The sequence below is a fragment of the Pseudomonas sp. KK18 genome, assembly GCF_037094675.1.
In the GTDB taxonomy this organism is placed as follows: Bacteria; Pseudomonadota; Gammaproteobacteria; order Pseudomonadales; family Pseudomonadaceae; genus Aquipseudomonas.
This window is the reverse complement of the sequence record NZ_CP146605.1, coordinates 2,565,763-2,586,268: the sequence shown is the minus strand read 5'-3', so window position 1 is coordinate 2,586,268 and position 20,506 is coordinate 2,565,763. Positions and strand designations below refer to the sequence as shown.

The window sequence follows — 20,506 nt, the reverse complement described above, 5'->3', positions numbered from 1 at the left end:
CAATGCCTAAGAACGCGCACATCACTTTTATCAGCGCAGGCGCCGGCAGCGGAAAAACTCACCGGCTCACGGAGATTCTGCACCAGGAACTGCTCAGTCAGCAGGTCCAACCTGCAGGCGTTATTGCCACCACCTTCACACGAAAAGCGGCAGCCGAACTTCGCGAGCGAGTACGCAGCCATTTGCTCAAAAAAGGTGAGATTGGCTTGGCGACCTCTATGGGGCAAGCCCGGATAGGCACCGTCAACAGCGTTTGCGGCCAATTGCTGGAGCGCTTCGCATTTGAAGCTGGCATGCCTCCACAACAGCGAGTGCTGGAAGAGAATCAGGCGAAAGTGCTGCTCAATCAGGCAGTAGACCGGGTCCTGCATGGCGAAAGCATGGACACCTTCCTTGCCATCGCACGCCGTCTGGGCCTGGAAGTCACCCATCAACAGGGCGACTATGCGAGCAATAACTGGCTCGATGAACTTCGCCGACTGTTAGATCAGCTACGCACCAACGACATCGACCTCGATCTGGCCCGTGGTTTTGCAGTCCGCAATGCCGAGGATATGCTTGAGCATTTCCCCTCAGCGACCAAAACCGACTTGAGCGGTGAGCTCCTGCGCATCATTCCTGATGTGCTTGGACAACTGATCGCTGCCAACAGCAAGATAAAGCTTACGGCGGACTATGTATCCCTGCTCATGGATTTCCACCGTGAGTTGCTGCAAGGCAACGCGCGCTGGAGTGCCTGGGCAAAGTTGGCCAAATCGGCCCCGGAAGCCAAGCTCAAGCCATTGGTTGCAAGCCTGACCGAAACGGTAGAGCGCTACGCAGAACACACGGACTTGCATCGCGATATCACGGTGTATCTGGAACAGGTGTTCACCTTGGCCATCGACGCATTGCACGTGTACGGCCAGAGCAAACTTGAGCTCGGCGTGCTGGACTTTGCCGACCAGGAACACGCATTGCTGAAACTGCTAGACAACCCCGCCGTGATTCAGGTGCTGGAGCAAGAACTTGATCTGGTCATGGTTGACGAGTTCCAGGACACCAGCCCGATGCAGTTGGCAGTCTTCCTGAAGCTTTCGCGCTTTGCCAAACGGGTTTACTGGGTAGGCGATATCAAGCAGGCCATTTATGGCTTCCGTGGCAGCGACTGTGCATTGATGCAGGCCATCCTCAACGCGTTACCCGAAATGGGCGGTGAGAAACAGGTGTTGCGTAACTCGTGGCGCTCACGACCGGAGCTGGTCGAGCTGGCGAACGAAGTGTTTGGCCCGGCGTTCTCCAGCAGCTTGCCGCCCGACGAAGTTCAGCTGATACCTACTCGAGCGGACCAACTGCCCGGGCCCGCCTTCGCCAATTGGTTACTCGATGGCAGCAATGCCGAGCAGCAGGTGAATGCGTTGGCCGAAGGCATTGGCCAACTGGTGAAAAACCGGCATCAGGTATTCGATAAAACCAGCAAGGAAATCCGTGACGTCCAGCTGGGCGATATCACCGTACTTTGCTACTCCCACAGCAACGTCGCCAAAGTGGCCGCCGCCCTCGCTGCAGCGGGAATGCCCTGCTCCACTGCACAGCCCGGCTTGCTGGCTACCGCAGAAGCAACCCTGGCGCTGGCGTGCTTGCGTCGCTTGAATGATCCCTTCGATACCCTGGCTACCGCGCAGATTGTTTCGCTGGCTGAGGCAGAAGAGCCGGAGAGCTGGGTTGCGGAGCGCCTGCGTTATTTGCATGCGGGTCATCCAAAAGCGCTGTGGCGCGAGCAAGACGTCGACGATTATCGGGCACACCCCTTGGTTGCGGCAGTGGCGCGGCTGCGCGCGGACCTTCCATTGCTGACGCCTGTGGAAGCGTTGCAGCGCTTAATCGCTGAGTGTGACTTACCCTCGCGCGTCACGAGTTGGTCGACCTCGCCAGCACAGGCTCAAAAGCGCATGGCCAACCTCGACGCAATAATCGACTTGGCGCAGCAATATGAGGACCTATGCCGAAATGGGCTGGGGGCTGCATCTATCTCCGGGCTGGTGCTCTGGTTGGGCGAAACGGCCAGCACCAACAACGATGCATTGGCCACACCGGCTTTGGACGCCGTTCAGGTGATGACCCACCACGCAAGCAAAGGCCTGGAATGGCCAGTGGTCATCCTGATGGATTTGGCGCGCGATATTGGCGACCGCCTATGGTCCGTTTCTTCGCGCTCCAATAGCGCGTTCGATCCGCACAAACCATTGCACGACCGCTTCATCCGCTACTGGCCTTGGCCTCTAGGCAAACAGCAGAAGGTCCCACTGGCCGAGAAGTTCGAGCAGACCAGCCTGGCCAAAACGTGCCGAGAGGAAGCTGTTGAAGAAGCAAAACGCCTGCTTTACGTGAGCATGACCCGAGCCCGCGATCTGCTGGTGATCGCACGTTCCGGCAGAAAAACAACCGGGCAGTGGCTCGACTGCGTTCAAGCGCCGTGGTTGATGACAGCCCCAGGCGAGCAAGTTCTACGTTTACCTAGCGGGAAATCGTTGCCGGCTGACTGTCGAACACTGACCGCCGACAATGCGCCAGAACCTATCGCAGTTGCCGTGCAAAATCTGCATTGGCTTGCCCCACTGGTAGTTGCCAAGCCGCGTATGCAACTGAGCTTTCAGCCGTCCAGTAGCGTCATCCGATCGGTGACAGGCGCCGGCGAAAAATGCCAAATCGGCACCCGCATCGCCTTGCAGGGCAGCCCGGATATGAGTGCATTGGGGACCGCGATTCACGCCAGTCTGTGCCTCTCGTTCACCGATCCAACCCGTCCCGTCGTCCTGGACGAAGTGCAGCGCCTGCTGCTGAGCCATGAAGTACATGAGCATGTGAGCGCCAGCCAGGTCATCAATCAGCTATCTGCGTTGCATTCCTGGATCGAGTCCCGGTGGCCGCATGCCAAAGCCATGGCAGAGTACCCGGTGCAACAGTTGCTCACCTCGGGGCAGATACTGAATGGACGGATTGACCTGTTGTTGGATACGAAGGATGGCTGGGTACTGATTGACCACAAATCCAATCCATCTCCCGAGGCGCAGTGGGAGCGACTGGCTCAAGAACATGCAGGCCAACTTGACGCGTATGCCCAAGCGATTGAGGCGGCATCTGGCAGGCCTGTGATAGAGGCCTGGATCTTCCTGCCTACGGCTGCCGGTGCCATTCGCGTTTTCTAGCCGTGGGCGGGTTTCACTCTCGCGTTAACGATCAATCCCGGCGGTCAGGATTACTTTTGACCGCCTACATCTCAAAGGAAGAAAGCATGACGTTGTATGAATCAATTCTGTTGGAAACCCGAAATGGTGCACTAAGTGATCCCTTTGAGGTTCAGGAGTTGACCTCGGAGCGTCGCCGGGTGATGTACCCCGAGGGTAAGGAGCTAGTTGAAAAATATCGGATTGGTTTCGAGTTCTTCATGAAGTCGGCGATTGGTACGACCATCGCCAACAAAGCCAGTGACGGAAAGACCGGTGCAGGTGGAAACAGTGTCAGCAATGGCGCCAAGGCCCAATACCTGCGGGTAACGCCTGGCGTCTACAAAGTACTGGAGCCTGCCCAGTAACTACCAGACAGTGCTTCAAATCCGCAACTAGCCGATCCATCGCATCAGTTTCGCCACGGCTACTTCCCAGGCCGTGGCTTGCCCCATGCGTAAAGGAATGACACCGCATGAATCGAATGTTCGTCAGCCCATGGTTGTCCGTTTCACCCCATGGCCCCGTGACCTGCGCCCACCCCCACAACAACGACCTTATCCACCTGCGTCAAGGTGAAATGGATGGGGCCTGTGGGCCCTACTGCGCCGTGATGACACTGATCACGCTCGGGGTGATGTCTCGCGAGCAGGCGCTGTCGCTCGATACGTTCGACGGCCGTACTCGTCTTGGGCGCTTTCGCGACAACTTGATGGCCTTTGGTGCACTTGTGACCGAAGGCACCGACGATTTCGACGTGAGTTGGCTGGTCGAGTTATTCAAGAGAGCCGGGGTGGTAACCGACGTATTGGATGTAGCCCCGCGCCGCAAAACCACTATAGGCAACCTCGCCGAAGCGGTCGATCAACGAAAGATCCCCATAGTTGGTGTTCAATGGGAAGGCGGACAGTCGGGACACTGGCTTCTCGTCATCGGATACCAAGGCTTTCAGGTCGATGACGAGGATGAGCTGCAGATCACTCATTTACTCTGCCTCGACCCCACCAGCGAAGCGCCGAAAGTGTCCCTCTGGAACGCGGTGATCGAAGTGTTCACTGAGGAAGGTGAGGCGGTAAACGAAGGTCGCTATTACTGCCGGCACTGGGGGCCATCCAATCCGCCCACCGCGTGCCGTATCACGGAAAGCGTAGTAGTCGGGTTAGATAAAAAAGCTGAGGCCAATCACTTTTTTGAGGGTTGATCTCTCCGCTCGTAAGATTCAGGGATGACTGCACCTACCCATCATCCCTCACTCTATTCAAGCTAACCTGATCCCTTCCAATTAAAGTAATGGCAGCACAACCTCGAGCCCCGCACTTTGCGCTTCTCTGAGTCAGCCCAAGCGAGCCCTACCAATGACGATCAAACAGGCAAACGAGATAGATTGTGCCTACGAAAAACACTATGACCAGTTCAACAAGCAGCACGATTTCCTGAAAACGGTATTCGGCGGTACTCCGCTGGGAGATGACCTGGATATGCTGGCGGATAAAGTCAGCGATGGTCGGTGGTTGAACGTCAAAGCCGGATGGCTATCGAATACCATCCATAAATTCGATCGCTTCGATCGCTTCGATTACTTCGTTGCACGAATCAAGCAGGACTACCGAGGGCGTTTCGTACAGAGCCTGGCAAATGTGCCAGATGACTTAAAGGAGGAGTTCTCCGATAACGAAGCCGAGTTCCAAACGTTTATGGCCCAGGAGCGCGAGGAATGTCGTGACGCCTACGATGAAATGGCTTGCTTGCGATCAGATGCAGAGGAAGAGCTGGGGGCTGAAATTTACTTCGACACGATCGGCTCACAGCCTGACCACTATGAACTCGGTCGCTACGAAAAAAATGCTTGTTGCCTCTGCTGGAGAACCTGGAAACTCTCTGGAATAAGCACAAGGCAATGGCGTTTGGCCTAATGTGCATGGCGAGCCATCTGGGAAATACGGATTACGACCCCAGTCTGACGCAGGTTTTGATGTTCGATTGATACGGTGCATTTGCAGTCCTGAACTACGGTGCTTAAGTTCGCAAACTGGCTTGTGGCGTACCTTTGTCGATTACATGCGCCGATAGCGGTGCCTGAATCGGTCGCGGTAGAAATGGCAGTTACCTGCGCCCTCCCGCGACCGATCGGAAAGCAAAAATCATGGGCAAGCTGACCGCCAAATAGCTTTCCAGACGAGGTAGGACGCGTCACTCCAACTTCACCTACTACCTAACTCACGCCACCAAAGCACTTGCCTCAATCTTGCTCAATGCCGAAAACAATTCATCGACCTGCTTCGGCTCGAACAAGCCGTCCGGACCACTTGGCGTGATATCGGTGAAGGGCGACTCATACAGCAGGGCTGCACTCATAACGCCGTGCTCTGTCAGGTGCTGGATTACCAAGTTACCAAACTCGATCTGGCTGGCGTTGAGTGCTTTTCCAGCCAGGAAGCCAGACAGCGCGTCAGAGGCGGCATCGCGATCCAGGCCAACCAGGGAGCGAATGAACAATCCCAAGCCTCTGGTCTGTTCTTTCGCACGATTGATCTCGCCTGCGCCAGCACCACTTTCAACCAGCATTTGCTCAAGAGCCTCTAGATCCAAGGACGTCAGCGGTTGATTTCGGCGCAGCTTCTGCAACGACAGGTGATCCTGGTGTGCGCGCAAGAAAGCACGGGCCTTATCACGGAAACGCTCGAAACTCGCCGGGTTCACCATCGAAGGCATAATGACTTCGTCGATCTGTCCCAGCTCGTCCTCAAAATCGGTATAGACGGTAACGCCACGCCCTTTTTCCAGCAGTTTGATCAAACTGCGCAACTTGCGGCGAGCCTGTTCCAGCATCGAAACGGTGACATCCTCCCACCACTCCTGCCCCGCCACTGCTTCGATCATCAGCACTTGTTCCGCAATCGCCGGGATATTGGTCTGTCCCAGCAGCGCTTGAGCCAAGTCTTGCACCTGTTCACTTAAACGGACGAAACCTGGTTCTGCATTGAGAATGCACAGCTGCAATCGCAGCAGCAGGAGATCGAAGCGCTTAGCCTCTTCGTCTTCTTCCGCCAAAGTGGTCGGCAATCCTGAAACGTGCTCGGCCAACTCACGCAGTTGAGTCTCACCGGCATCTTTCCAAATGCCTGCAGCGGAATAGATTTCGACCCAACGTCGTTTAGGGCGAACCACGAAATTGTCCAGCGTCATTGAGCACACCCGCTCATGCAGCGACTGGGCAATGTCGTCACGCAGCTGATCATCGCTGAACACGGTCGCATAGGCGCCACGAGGCTCCTTGAGCTCGACACTGTTACGCCGCCGATCCAGGGCCGCCAACATTTCCAATCGAGCTTTGAACAAGCGCTGCCCCAATGGCTCACTCAATGTTCCCTCGGTGGGCTCGGGATTCTGGTTGAAAAACTCCAGGTTCTGGCAGAAATCAAAGATGAAGAAATCTTCCTTGTCCTGCCCTGGGCCGAAGAGGTTTTTGCACAATCGCGTACCTCGCCCGACCATTTGCCAGAACTTGGCTTTGGAGCGAACAATCTTGAAAAACACCAGGTTGACCACTTCCGGCACATCAATCCCGGTATCGAGCATATCCACCGAAATCGCGATGTGCGGCGCCTTATCCTTGATTGAGAAATCATCAATCAACGACTGCGCATATTCGGTCTTGTAAGTAATCACCCGAGCAAAGGCACCGGCCTTATCGGGATAGCTCTCGTCGAAGCGGTCAGCAATAAATTGGGCGTGAGCGTTGTTCTTGGCAAAGATGATGGTCTTGCCCAAGCGGTCACCGCCCGCCACTTTGTGGCCGCGCTCCATGAGGGTTTGCAGCACTTTGTCTACCGTGTCGGTGTTGAACAGCCAGCGGTTTACCGCATCGGAGCTAACCTCGTCCGGTGTTTCTTCCTCTTCTCCCCACTCCAGTTCGTCCCACTGATCTTTCTCATCTTCGGAAAGATCGTCGTAATGGATTCCCTCGCGCTGAAATTTGAGCGGCACCGAAACCCCGCGAGGCTTGACCAGATAGCCCTCTGCAATTGCATCTTCCAGGGTGTAGGCATCGGTCGGAACGCCACTCTCCAGATTGAACAGGCTGTAGGTGTTACGGTCGATTTCATCTTTAGGGGTAGCGGTCAGCCCAACTAGCAGCGCATCGAAGTAGGAAAAAATCGCCCGGTATTTCTGATACACCGATCGGTGCGCCTCATCGATGATGATCAAATCGAAATGGCCCACACCGAAGCGGCGTTGCCCCTCCTGCTTTTCATCAATCAGGCCCATCATCGTCGGGTAGGTCGACACATAGATGCGCCCTTCAGTGTTCTTCTCAGTGACCAGATTCACCGGAGCGGCACTGGGCAAAAAGCTTTTGAAGGCGTTAGCCGCCTGATTGACCAGCGCCACACGATCGGCCAGAAACAGAATGCGTTTGGCCCAATTGCAACGCATCAACAAATCGCTCAGGGCAATTACCGTGCGGGTCTTGCCGGCACCAGTGGCCATCACCACCAACGCCTTACGCTGACGATCCTGCTCGAAGGTTTCGCCGATACGACGGATCGCCCGTTGCTGGTAATGCCGTTCGACGATCAACGGATCGATGGTCGCCTGCCCCAAGGCCTTGCGGCTGATACGGCGCTGAATCAGCAGTTCCAATTCGGCCTTTTTATGGAAGCCCTGAATCAAACGCGGCGGGTACAAGGTGTCGTCCCACAGCCAGTGCTCGTAGCCATTGGTGAAATAAATCAGTGGCCGCTGGCCGTACATCGATTCCAGGCAATCGGCATACAGCTTGGCCTGCTGCTGCCCGGCACGGGCGTCGCGCTGAGTGCGCTTGGCTTCGATCAGCGCCATTGGCTTGCCGTCGTCGGCCCAGAGCACGTAGTCGACAAAGCCCTTGTTCTGAGTGTTCGGCATGCCCGCCACTTCATACTCACGATCACGAGCTGCATCCAACGGCCAACCGGCTTCGTGCAGCAACTGATCGATAAACAGGTCGCGGGTTTGGGCTTCGTTGTAGTCGTGGGTATCGGGCTGTACGGCGTTGGCCGCTTTCGCTGCTGCCACGTCAGCGCGCAGCGAGACGAGTTCTTGATCCAGGGCCGCGTTTTTCTTTTGCGCTTGAGCCAGCGCGGCATCCCGTTGAGCGAGCTCGCTTTCAAGCGTTTGCAGCTGAGTCTGGCTTTGGGTAGCGACGGCTCCTGGCGGTTTAGGCAATAGCGCAGCGTTGAAACGCAACGCACCATCCGGTTTACCGGCCGCACTGCGTGCGTAATGCCGCCCCAGCCAATAGGCCACATGAAACAGCTCGCTGAGGACGGCCTGGGCATCTTGCTCGCGTACCTGGCGGGCGCTGTGCACAGCATCGTTACCACGCTTGCGGATGACTTCCATTTTGGTGTGGAGCATCGGCCCGGTCAGGATCTTGAAGCTGGGTTCAAACAGAAACGCCGACAAATCGCTTTTGTACGGCAACTTCAAGCTGCGATCGGCCTGGAACAGCCACGCCACCAACAACTCCAGAGTGCGCCGGGCATAGAAACAGGAAGAGCGCGGATCAGCCAAGACATTGGCCTCTGCCTTGACCGCTTCGGCATAGAGGCCGGGCCATTCAGTGCGCAAGAAGGCAAAGTTACTCATATCAACATCCTTGAAATATGGCGGCAACGTCTAACCGGTCGGTCAGGTACGGGGTGAATCCGGTGGACAGGATACAAAGTGCCAGCATATCGCGCATCTCTATATTGCCTTCCACGCTGCCGGGCTTGCCGCCATGGCGATTGCCGGGATAGTCACAGGTGAAACCATAGAGGCTTTTCAGCGCCTCGCGAACCTTGGCGTGAGGCCAATGGGGGAGCTGATCGCAGATGCTCGACAGCGACTACTCCTTTACCCGAGGATTGTCGCGGCCCAAGGCTTCCAGCAAGTTGATCTGCTTTTGCAGGCAGGTTTTGATGCGTCCTTCGCCGCCCTTGTCGTGTAGATCACGAAAAGCCTGGTCGAAATCCCGCTGCAGGGTGTGGAGGTGCGGGTGCTCGGCATGGCTGTCGCGCAATCCCTGAACTAGGCTGGCGAACAGCCCGGGTACGGTCGGGTACAACCAACACGGGGCGGCGCAACTCGTAACGCAGGTTGCAGGTCTCGATGAAACCAGAGAGGCGATTGAAGTGCGCATTGGCCAGCGCCTCTCCCGCCAGCTCATCGAGCACGCCGTAGACGTTTTGCAGAAAGCTCAGTAGTGCCGACTCGTCGATAAGGTCATCGGCGGTGATCCGGCGGAAGACTTGAACACTCTGGGGAGGGTCGTCGATGATTTCGGCCAGAACTGCAAGGGACGGTGGCGTTTTCAAGGCGGGCATCAACGCCCGGTACACTCGCAGAACAGATCGGCAGGCGCCGATCCGTGTCGCGCTTTAAGGGGCTCCAGAGCTCGCGCCAGGTACGGGACCAGATCAGGAGCATTGAGCCGCGCATGGATTAGAGCTCGCCTCGGAAGGCGCGGATTTGGAGAGAGGTAAAGAGGGCCTCAAGCTTCGAGAGATCGTTTAGATACAGTTTTTTCATATCTTTGATTGCTGAGAGTCTACGGCTAAACTCCTCCTGCAAGGTCAACGGAGGGACAGGCACATCAATGCTACCCAACCCTTGTATATTTATATTGTATTGCCCTGCAGATGTTTTTGAATTAGCTAAAAGCGACTGCCTTGCCGTTCGACCTAGTAAGAACTCACGCAAGTAGTAAGGAGAAACAACATCTTGACTCAAACGCGCGCGAATCAAATAAGAAGCATAAACAAAACCTCGACCGCAGGACCCTTGTTCAAAAACCGCACAACGCCCAACAAACTCAGGATTACCATTGGACCGCACAAAAAGAATATCTCCTTCTTTCAACAGCAGACGCTCGTAGTCCTTTACCCCAAGAGAGACAAACTTTAAATCCGATATATCAACATCACCTTTTGCGATGTTAGGAATCCTCAAAACAGGGATGTCCTCCCCCCCTGACTTTTCTGATGTGCCATATCGAAACTCCAACACCAGCTCACTCAGCTTTTTCACCTCCCACTTCTTTTGACTAGAGCTGGGATCACCAAACACATCAATAAAAACCTCTTGAGCTAAAGCATCAAGATTAAAAATCGCTTCTCGACGCTTAGCCCTAAGGCATTCAGCCTGATCCAAAATAGACGAAATGCGCACTTGTTCCTGCAAGCTTGGAAGATCAAGAGAAAGTTCCAAACAACGATCAACATTCAAATTTGAAATACTAGTTGTCTTATTACCGAAACTTCTTGCCATAGCCTGGATGCGGGTTGACGAAAACCACCAAAACAAAAAACGCGGATAAACATGTTCGGGATTAGCTCGAAGAACCGATACAAAACCACCAAAACTTGTTTTCCAAGGAAGCGCAGGAATCCAGCTACATTTCCCAACCAAGTTCCAACTATTAGCGCTGGAAATCAATATATCACCTTCTTGCAGAAACTGATCGTTACGGCGCACTAAACTTCTGTCCACAGCCCAAACATCTCTTAGATCGAGTTCAGCCTGAACATTTTTTGTCCGCAGGCATGCAACTGAATTTTCAGTTCCCACCGGAACAACATCCTCAGGCTTGAAGGTAATCCCACGTATAAATGTCGCCACATCACCCAAGGTAACTGTCACAAACGAGGTCATCCCAGCATACCTCTCAGATTTTTCATTCCTAGCTGAATCTCTTTTTCCAACTCGTCCAGCATTGCCAATATTTCCTGAGGCGTACGATGCTCGACTTCCTTATGAATCACTTCCTTGTAGCGACTAATACTGAGATCATAGCCTTGCGTAACAATTTCTTCTTTAGGCACGCAGAAACTTTGCGCCGTGCGCGGGCGAGTTAGTTCCGTCCCCTTACGCTCATTCCAGTGCGCCAACACATCGGGCAGATTGTTTCTGGCATGATCCTCTTCACTCAAGGCAACGCTCGGCGCAACGCCTAACTTGTCCTCACTAAGCAGCGGAGTGCGCCGGTCATCCAGACTCATACCATCTGCCTGCACGTCATAAAACCAGACGTTATCGGTGCCGCCGGAGTTGGTTTTGGTAAACAGCAGAATAGAAGTGGCGACACCCGCATAAGGCCTAAACACCCCACTCGGCAGTTTGACCACGCCGTCCAACTTGTGATCTTCAATGATCATGCGACGCAGCTCTTTGTGCGCCTTGCTGGAACCAAACATCACACCATCCGGAACGATCACCGCCGCACGGCCACCCGGTTTAAGCAGGCGCAGAAACAGCGCCAAAAACAGCAGTTCGGTCTTTTTGGTTTTAACGATGCGCTGCAGATCCTTCGCGGTGCTTTCGTAATCCAGACTACCGGCAAACGGCGGGTTAGCCAGGATCAGGCTGTAGTGTTCGGCCTCCCCTGCGGTGCTTTCCGCCAAGGAGTCACGGTAACGAATGTCCGGGTTTTCCACGCCGTGCAGCAACATGTTCATGCTGCCGATGCGCAACATGGTGTTGTCGAAGTCAAAGCCGTGGAACATGCCGTGGTGGAAATGCTGACGTTGGGTGGCATCAAGCAACAGGCTCGGGTAGGTGTCGCGCAGGTATTCACCGGCCGCCACCAAAAAGCCGCAGGTGCCGCTAGCCGGGTCGCAAATCACATCGTTAGGTTTGGGCGCGGTCAGTTCAACCATCAACTGAATGATGTGTCGTGGCGTACGGAATTGACCGTTCTGCCCAGCGCTGGCGATTTTGCCGAGCATGTATTCGTAGACGTCACCCTTGGTATCGCGGTCGTCCATCGGGATGCCATCGAGCAAGTCCACCACTCTGGCCAGCAACGCTGGCGTGGGGATGGTAAAGCGCGCATCGCGCATGTGATGGCTGTAGGTGGAGTCGTCGCTGCCGATGGTTTTCAGGAACGGAAATACGTGCTCGCCAATCACTTCAAACATGGTCGCCGGAGAGAAATGCTTGAAGCGCGACCAGCGGTAGTCATTGTAATTGCAGCCGCGCGGGTCAAGACCTTCAGGGAAAATGCGACGTTCCATTGGTTGTTTCAGGCGATTGGCCTTGTTCTCTTCCAGGGTATGCAACTCATCCAGACGACGCAGGAACAGCAGGTACGTCAGCTGCTCCATGACTTCCATCGGGTTGGAAATACCACCTGACCAGAACGCATTCCAGATAACGTCGATTTTGCTCTTGAGTTCGCCGGTGATCACCGAATGTTGCTCCATGGCTCACGCGCCCGCTCGGCAGGCGCTAAAAATGTGGGGGATAATAACGTCTGGGCAGAGACGTGCGTATGCCAGACGACGGAATTAATTGTCGAGGAGCGTTCTGTAGTCCAAAACCCTCAGCCTCGCGGTGACGACGTCCCTGCGCCGAACGATCCTCGAAACGGTTTCCAATGCAGCACGAACGAAACGATTGCGTGGAGTATCGATCGCCAACTCATTAACTTTTGACGAAGGATCTTTCGATGCTACTTTTCTCTGCCTGCAATCATTTTTAGCAACAGCCACGCAGACTTGGCCACTCAATCAGTCAGTCAGTCAGTCCCCAATCACAACAGAACGCCCGAGCCTCGCTGCGCCCAAGCAGGTATCAGCTTCCAAGAGTCACGCATCTTACCGTGCAAGGTGTCCGTCGCCGGCTCAAACTTACGTAGGTGCCCCCAGAAGCGATCAGAATGATTGGCTTCCAAAAGATGGCAAAGCTCATGTACCAGCACATAGCGCACCAGATCACGCGGAAGGAATAGTAGCTTGCAGTTCAGAGTGATGCGCCCATGTACGGTACAACTCCCCCAGCGAGTGCGCTGATTCTTGATGGCGAGATCCGTATATCGCAGCCCAGTCTGTTGCGCAAGGTTCGACAGCCACGACGACAGGGCTCCTTTGGCATGGCGTGCCAGCCAGCGGCGTATCGCGGCCTGACAGGCTTCAATGTCGTCGATGGCGCCTGAAACAACAATGCGTCCGGGCTGATTGGTTCTAGCCCCTACGGTTCGACTACGGGTAGCCCGGTACTCAATCCGCCACGACTCGGCCAGCGCAGGCAGGTCGAAAGCTTGGGGTCGGACCGGAGCAGCTTCGCTGACCAAATGACGTACCGAATCGAATTCAGAGAGTCGCTCAGCGATCCAATCGACCTTGCTAGCCACCAACTGCAAGATACGATCACGCTCAAGCCCGCTGGGCACAATGACTATGAGCCCAGCGCGAGCACTGATCTTCAGCCGAAGTGAACGGGCCTTGGTCGAAGAGCGAATCTCGAACTCGAGCTCCCTGCCATCCGGTAAATCCAGATGTGCGTGTGTGGTCGCTTCAAGCACCCGTTCCATCGCCATCCGATCCGTCAGACGCTGACGGCTTGTAGTGCCTGACCTTGAGCGTTTGCACCAAGATCCCAATGAGCTCCATCGCATCACCCGCGAGCAAACCTGCGGCAGAAAACCGCGTGACTATCATGAGCAAAAGCCCGCGCGACAAATCTGGGTCTATCGCGCTGCTGCTCCACCAGCCGGGGAAACAGTGTGTATCTGCCTCGGCCAGGGTAGCCGCCGAGATTTCGACAGCCAGCATCTCAGTAATTGAGGCGTTGTGGGCCTTGATCTTTAGCGCCAATTGTTGGGCGATGGGGCGATTTGCTTCCTCGACGGCATTACGAACAGCATCGGTGAGCTTCTCCAATTCCTCGATCAGTGCAATACCGGCCAAGGTACCAGCGCGCTTCTCGTCGATCAGCCGCTGCAGCTTTTCCGACAGCGGGCGGAAAGACTCATCCAGATCCAGGCGGATGCGCAACTCGGCCGATAGCATGGCCTCGATTTCGAGCGCCTTAGCATCTGGCTTCTTGTCTTTCAGCTTGGTCAGGAAATGCTCGTCCAGCACGTAGGTGGGGAATTCGATTTCCAACTCATCCACGTCGATGTGATCACGGATCAGCTCGCGCGTGCGGGCGGCGTCCTCCTCGGTTGCTTCGATGCTCTTGCTGGCGTCCGGGTAGAACTTCTTCCGGTACAACATATACAGTTTGGTCAGCCAGGCATAAGGTCGAATGAAATCGCGCAACGGCTCGTCGGGCTGCAGCGCCTCATACAGCACGCGCAGGCTACGGTAGCCGCTATCGAATTGCTTCTCGGTGCCATCTACATCGCGCAGGATCTTCATCGCGGTGATGAACGCATCGTGCGAACCATCCCGTGGCACCGTGTCTAACGGAAACAAGTCCCAGACCTGCTGGAAGGTGTTGCGAAAATGCTCGCGAATGGTGTCGAACGGGAAAGCTACGTCCCCCAACTCATTGGGCTTGTAGTTCAGCGCCTCGTTCAGGTGGTCAAAGATGCCGTAGTAATCCAGCACCAAACCGTGGCCCTTGAGTTCGTTATAGGGCCGGTTCACCCGCGCAATGGTTTGCAACAGAGTGTGATTCAGCAGCTTCCTGTCCAGGTATAACGCCTGCAGGATTGGCGCATCGAAGCCGGTCAGCAGCATGTCACACACCACCAGCATCTCGACCTTGCGGTAGGCCTTGTCGCGGTGCTCGTCCTGCTCCGATTGCGCCGGGATCAAGAACTCATTCAGCAATTTCTTGCGCTTGACTTCCCCCAAGTACAGCGCCTTAATGTCTTCGGGATCCTTCTGCGGCGCCTCGGATATCACGGCCATCACTGCTTCATCACCCAAGCGCTCACGCAGCGCTGTCGCGTAGAGTTTCACAGCCTGCTTATCCTTGCACACCAGCATGCCTTTGAAGCCATTGGGGCGGACGTGGTCTGTGAAGTGTTGAACCACGTCATCGGCGATCTGAGTTATGCGCGTGGGATGGAATAGCAGCGCATCTACCCGGGCGCCCTCGGTGATCAGCTTGTTCTGCTCTTCTTGCGGCAGATGGCCAAACTCTCGTTTGAAGGTGGTATCCAGCTTGGTGCCGTGCAGTTGCCAGTCAGTCACGCGCGGTTGCCAGTGAATCGGTTTCACTACGCCGTCGTGCAATGCATCCGTTACTGTGTAGGGGCGGCCCATGTAACGCTCGAGTTTGCCGTCCTCCTTCACGTAACCCCAAGCCTTGGGCGTATTGTGGTCATCGTTCTCGATGGGTGTACCAGTAAAGCCAAACAGCGACGCCCCTTCCAGAGCCGAGCGCATATAAGTACCCAAGTCGCGCTCCTGCGTACGATGCGCTTCGTCGGCCATCACTATCACGTTGGGGCGCTGCTTCGTCACCTGCTTGGGCATTCCCTCGAACAGGTGCACTGTGGTCAGGATCACGCCGCGATAGTCGCCTGTAAGCTTCTCCTCCAGCTCGCGCTTGTTCGGAGCCACCCACACGTTGTCCATGCCAGTAGAATTCAGCTCGCGGTCCATCTGATCGCCCAATTGTTCACGGTCCACCAGCAAGATGACGGTCGGCTGTTGCAACTTCGGGTCTTCCCATAGGCTTCGAGCGGCGTAAATCATTGTCAACGTCTTGCCAGAGCCTTGGGTGTGCCAAATTAGGCCGCGTCGTTTGTCCGCGGGCAGCGTCAGATCAGTCGCCCGGCTCAGGATGCCCTTTACCGCAAGGTACTGCTGGTAACGCACCACCACCTTCTCTGTCTTGCCATCCTTGGTGACGAAGACAATGAAGTGGCGGATAAAGTCCAGCAAATTGCCTCGATCGAACAAGCCATACAGCGAGACCTTCATCTCATCATACTCGTCGATGTCGTGCGGCCACGGATCACGCCATTGCAGCCAGAACTGCAAGCGTCGCCCCGGCACGCCGTACATCATCCGCGTCTCATTGACCCCCACGGCGTAGGCATTCGTGTAGAAGAGCTGGTCGATTTCCTCAGCATACATGCCGAGCTGTTTGGCACCCTCGCGCCAATCGGGCTTGCTGCGACTAGCCGTTTTGGCCTCGATGACGATGATTGGAATGCCATTGATCAGAAGCACAATGTCCGGGCGGCGCGGCGAGCGACCCTCCACCGGAAACTGATTAGTCACCCACCATTCGTTGTTATCCAGATCGTCGTAGTTGATCAACCGCACGTCCTGAGTGGTCTCAGCAGCGTCAAACTTGTAATTGACGCCGTCCTTCAGCCACACCAGCCATTGCTGGTTGTCTCGGCAGCCGCGCAACTTGGTGATGATGGCGTCCACCCGCGCGTCATCTGTCAGCACCGAAGGGTTCAGCGCCTTCAACTTCTTGCGCAACAGGGGTAACAACAACACTTCGCGCTCATCGGGTCGGAATTCGCGCAGTTGCTCGCGCGACCGCCAGGTCCATCCTAGTTTGGCCGCCTTGAGGTGCTCGATAATCTCGCGCTCGACCGTGGTTTCCTCATTGAACAAGGTGCTCACCGTATATGGAGCCAGTGCCTCTATCACTTCAGACATGGGTGTCGCCTTTTGGAATACGGATGTTACCGGTGAGTAGGTTTTGCAGAAGGGAGCGCTTCACCTTCATGGCAGCATTCACCTTTTCCAATTGTGCGCTGATCTGACTCTCGATCCCGTCGAGTAACGTGACAACGTGCTCTTGCTCGGTGAGCGGCGGGCGTGGAAAGCGAAACTGCTTGATCGCTCGTGCGCCGATGTTGTTATTGCCCGCAGATGTATTCGCCACGGCACCGGCTTGCCTACGCCCTAGGGGAGATGCGAGAAAGTAATTGAGGTAAGCGCCCATCAATCGATCTTTATCAGTTCGCACACGGATCAGGTATGAGGCAAAGATCGTATGAGTTTCGGCAACCTCTTCAGAAACGATGGTCGATTTACCTATGTACTCCGGATTTCCGTTCGTGCGAATCAGGAGCACGTCGTCGACCATCAAGCGCAGCGCAGCCGCTTCCGATTCAGTCACTTCGGCAAATGGGACGTCAGTCAAGGCCAGATGCGGTGCGACCACCTGTGGGATCGCGATCACAGGATAACCACCGCGGTAGTCGTTGGACGCAGCGTTAGTGCCGTACTCAACAGCGGTCAAAGACTTGCCTAGCTTGTCATCATCCCAATGCGTAGGGATCCGAGCTGTGTAGCATCGGTGGATCTTGTAGGGCTTAGTTTCAATATCGGCAACCAGGCCACGCTCAAAGACGTGAACCATCAGTGAACGCTTGAGATCCCGCGTCGCCTCCAATTCCGCCTGAGCTTTGTTGATGGCATCATCGACCAGCCTGAGTGATGCAGCGATGTTGCGCTGCTCGTCCATCTCCGGCCACGGTAGCAACAGACGTTGATAGTCCCGCCAATTGAGATTTCGCATCTGCGTGGACTGCTGCTGAACACGCTCAACAATGCCTGTGCGCTGCAACTCAAACAGTGCCCAACCAAGAAACGTCGCATCCACTTTTTCCGCATCGGGCCTGAGCACCTGTACAAAGTTGGATACCGTAGCGCCAGACATGTCCTGCTCGATGAACCCGATTCGACCGACCGGCTGCTCAGGCCCCCCGCCGGAACGCTCAACCAAAAGATCACCCTTCTTCAGACCGAATTGCTCAGCTTTTTCCTTGGAGAAGTAACGAGTGGCGACGTCGCTCATATCAAGCTGCCCGTCGTTCGTGAAGTTTGTCGAACGCATCACCGATACAGCCTGTTCGCCATCGTCATTACCCCAATCGCCGGCAAATTGCTCTGTGATCAGCGATCTGAGCGGCTTGGCCTGCCAATCACCTGGGATAGTGCCAAGGATAGTTTTGAAACGGTGAGTTAGCATCAAGCGCTTTCCTCACACACGACGGCCTTGTTGATACTGGTTAACAAAGATTGCAGTGCACTCTGGGCGCCGTCGGCGGCCATCGAGGCAGCTACTAGTTGCTTCGCGGCCTGTGAGAGCGGAAGAACCCTCTCCGGCTCAAATGTATCGACATACCGCGGCAGGTTAAGGTTGAACTCGTTCTCCCCGATTTCAGCCCTGTCCACCACTGTGAAATAGCGGCGTGCCTCGTCTTCGCAAGCACAGATGCGCAATAGATCGGCAGCGGCCTCGCGCAGATGGGCAATCTCGCGCTCGGCGGAAAGATCCACTTCCTGCTCGCGAGAGTCGCGCTCTTCCTTGAATTTTCCCAAGTCCTTAACTGCCTTGGTGACCTGCTTGTGTCGAGCCTTGACGGCGTCAATCAGCGTCTTGCGGGCGGAATGGTATTCAGCCTTTGGGGCCAACAACTTGGTTTTGAGCGCGGCCTTCTCACCGCGCCCCGCGGCAGCGATCTCATTTTCGATGCAATCAACTGCAGCCTGCAACGGCGCAAGGGGGTGGAAATACGGATGCGATGGCGTGATGGCTTCTTTTACGGCTTGCACCTTCAAATCCAGGGCATCCAGCTGGGTGAGTTCCGCTTCCAGACGTACTAGAGGTTCGAGCACTGGGCCGTATGCATCCTCGATATCCGCCAGTCGGCCAACACGTTGCACTTCAACCTCCCGGATCAGCTGCACTTCCTGCTCAGCCACCAAGCGGCGGGCCATTATGAGGCTACCAAAGGCGCGCCATGGCACGAGAATGCGCATCAAGTCAGATGGACGCAGTAAATTCTGCGGATTGCCCTTCTGGAAGTGACGCGAGGCCCAGATCATCAGAATTTTGTCCTTACGCTCCGCTGGTTTGTCCTTATTAATCAACACCAGACAGCCAGGCACATTATTGCCGTAAAACAGCTTGCCCGGAAGCACAACGATGGCTTCGATCAGGTCGGCCTCGATGAAGCCACGCCGGATCACGTATTCGGAATCAGCCTTCTGATTCTGGCCATCCTCCTCAACAGTCTGCTCCGGCTGGCCACGGAACAGTACTCCCTGCGACATTACTACCATGCCTTGCCCACCGCGGCCGGTGTCAGGATCAGCATCCTTCAGGGATTTGGCGATCTGTTGCATCCAGGCCCAGTCGCCATTGCTGGCCGGCGGCATGCCGTAGGCCAGTCGGCCGAACTTGTCGCCCGCCGCCACGGTATCGTAACCCCAGTCTTCCAGAGAGAACGGAGGATTCATGATGATCCGATCGAATTGCTTGAGGTTGGCTTTACTAGCACCACTGGAGCCATTCCCAACACTGAGGTGGCGCGGGTCTCGCAGACTATCGCCCTGCTTGTGCTCCCACACGGGGATGCCATGCAGGATCATGTTGATGCGTGAGATGTTGTAGGTCGCTACGTTAGACTCCTGCCCGTGCAACTGCAGTTGGCGCACGTCACCGCCATGCTTCTTGACGTAGCGGATGCATTGCAGAAGCAGTCCACCCGAGCCTGCGGCCCAGTCACAAAGGGACATATTAGCTTGCGGTTGCAGCACCTCGGCCATCAGAAAGCCGACCTCTGCCGGGGTATAGAACTCCCCGCTGGACTTTCCCGCCTTACTGGCGAAGTTGCGGATCAGATACTCGTAGGCGTTGCCGAATAGGTCGTCCGAAACGTGGGCTCTATCGAAAATCTGGCAGCCGAAATGATTGATCAGATTAACCAGCTTGTCGCGCGGCAACTCGTCTTGCTTGTTGAAGTCGATCTTGCCTGTGAGGATGCCATCGAAGTTGTTCTGACGGTGCGCGTTGGCGCGTTCGATGGCCAGCATGGCATCGTTGAGTGCCTGACCGAGCTGGTTTTTTGATGTCCGAGCGACGCCATCCCAGGAGGAACCTGCTGGCACAACGAAGTGATGGTTTTCTGGCGCCATGGCCAAGACGGTGGCCTGGGCTAGCGACATGCCGGCTTTCGTCAGGATCGAAACCTGGGCCTGCACCTCCTCATTGAAGCAATCGCTAATTCGCTTGTAGAAGAGCAAGGCAAAAACGTATCCGCGAAATTCAGAGTGGTCCGCGCTACCACGCAAGATGTCGGCCGCTTTATCCAGATAGTTTTCGAGCTCGCCTTGCGTCATCCGGCGCGTCGGGCGCACGAAAATGGGGGATTCAAGGTTATTGAGAAGCTCTTCCAGATTCATTTCGTTCCCCTTTCACTCCCGGCAGATAGCAAGGGCGGTTGTGCTTTTCCGGCCAATCACATTTATCCGACCATGCCGACAAAGCGCAGACCTTACTGAAGCTTTAGCTAATCTCAATTGGCAACCAATTGGCAACCGGAAAGACCAAATCACAGAAATGAAAAAGCCTGGTCGTTACCGAACCAGGCTAATGCATTGAAATATATGGTCGGGACGGAGTGATTCGAACACTCGACCCCTAGCACCCCATGCTTTTATCAACCAGAACGCGATGGATGCTGGAGGCATCCAAAAGACGGATAAAACCGTTAGGAATCATCGTCATGGTTCCTTCATAGCGTCCAAGAAGATCTATTGACATACGGTGACAGCCGGTACTTTCGG

The 20,506-nt window shown here is 55.4% G+C and carries 12 protein-coding genes; 4 read left to right on the top strand and 8 right to left on the bottom strand.

Features of this window, described 5'->3' with window-relative positions:
* Positions 1–2 precede the first annotated feature (2 nt).
* The 4 genes from V6607_RS11850 to V6607_RS11835 all read left to right on the top strand — a co-directional run bounded on the left by V6607_RS11850 (position 3) and on the right by V6607_RS11835 (position 5,119).
* Complete coding sequence (locus V6607_RS11850; RefSeq protein ID WP_134326133.1) at positions 3–3,188, top strand: UvrD-helicase domain-containing protein; 3,186 nt, start codon at positions 3–5, stop codon at positions 3,186–3,188.
* A 56-nt stretch (positions 3,189–3,244) separates the two neighbouring features.
* Positions 3,245–3,574, top strand: a complete 330-nt coding sequence (locus V6607_RS11845; RefSeq protein ID WP_256662405.1) for a hypothetical protein — start codon at positions 3,245–3,247, stop codon at positions 3,572–3,574.
* Positions 3,575–3,681: 107 nt separating this feature from the next.
* Positions 3,682–4,407: a hypothetical protein gene (locus tag V6607_RS11840; protein WP_134326132.1), complete on the top strand. Its 726-nt coding sequence runs from the start codon at positions 3,682–3,684 to the stop codon at positions 4,405–4,407.
* 154 nt (positions 4,408–4,561) lie between these two features.
* A complete protein-coding gene (locus tag V6607_RS11835) occupies positions 4,562–5,119 on the top strand; it encodes a hypothetical protein (RefSeq protein ID WP_134326131.1) in 558 nt (185 codons plus the stop codon).
* A 304-nt stretch (positions 5,120–5,423) separates the two neighbouring features.
* On the opposite strand, the gene V6607_RS11830 is transcribed toward V6607_RS11835, so the two are convergent.
* The 8 genes from V6607_RS11830 to V6607_RS11795 form a co-directional block, all read right to left on the bottom strand.
* Entirely contained in the window at positions 5,424–8,834 is a 3,411-nt protein-coding gene (locus tag V6607_RS11830) for a DEAD/DEAH box helicase family protein (RefSeq protein ID WP_134326130.1), read from the bottom strand.
* Between the two features lie 344 nt (positions 8,835–9,178).
* The gene (locus tag V6607_RS11825; RefSeq protein ID WP_218571478.1) at positions 9,179–9,553 is read right to left on the bottom strand and encodes a hypothetical protein; all 375 of its coding nucleotides are present in this window, start codon (positions 9,551–9,553) and stop codon (positions 9,179–9,181) included.
* Between the two features lie 118 nt (positions 9,554–9,671).
* Entirely contained in the window at positions 9,672–10,880 is a 1,209-nt protein-coding gene (locus V6607_RS11820; protein WP_134326129.1) for a restriction endonuclease subunit S, read from the bottom strand.
* A complete protein-coding gene (locus V6607_RS11815) occupies positions 10,877–12,430 on the bottom strand; it encodes a class I SAM-dependent DNA methyltransferase (RefSeq protein WP_256662404.1) in 1,554 nt (517 codons plus the stop codon). The genes V6607_RS11820 and V6607_RS11815 overlap by 4 nt, the downstream gene beginning before the upstream one ends.
* Positions 12,431–12,759: 329 nt before the next feature.
* Positions 12,760–13,539 carry a SprT family zinc-dependent metalloprotease gene (locus V6607_RS11810; RefSeq protein ID WP_134326128.1) on the bottom strand — a complete coding sequence of 260 codons (780 nt, stop codon included), beginning with the start codon at positions 13,537–13,539 and terminating at the stop codon, positions 12,760–12,762.
* Positions 13,523–16,582, bottom strand: coding sequence for an HsdR family type I site-specific deoxyribonuclease (locus V6607_RS11805; protein WP_134326127.1), 3,060 nt, complete (start codon positions 16,580–16,582; stop codon positions 13,523–13,525). The genes V6607_RS11810 and V6607_RS11805 overlap by 17 nt, the downstream gene beginning before the upstream one ends.
* Positions 16,575–17,903: a restriction endonuclease subunit S gene (locus V6607_RS11800; RefSeq protein WP_134326126.1), complete on the bottom strand. Its 1,329-nt coding sequence runs from the start codon at positions 17,901–17,903 to the stop codon at positions 16,575–16,577. Before V6607_RS11800 ends, V6607_RS11805 begins: the two co-directional genes overlap by 8 nt.
* On the bottom strand, positions 17,903–20,122 hold the full coding sequence (locus V6607_RS11795) for a class I SAM-dependent DNA methyltransferase (protein WP_134326125.1): 2,220 nt from the start codon (positions 20,120–20,122) through the stop codon (positions 17,903–17,905). The genes V6607_RS11800 and V6607_RS11795 overlap by 1 nt, the downstream gene beginning before the upstream one ends.
* Positions 20,123–20,506: the final 384 nt, after the last annotated feature.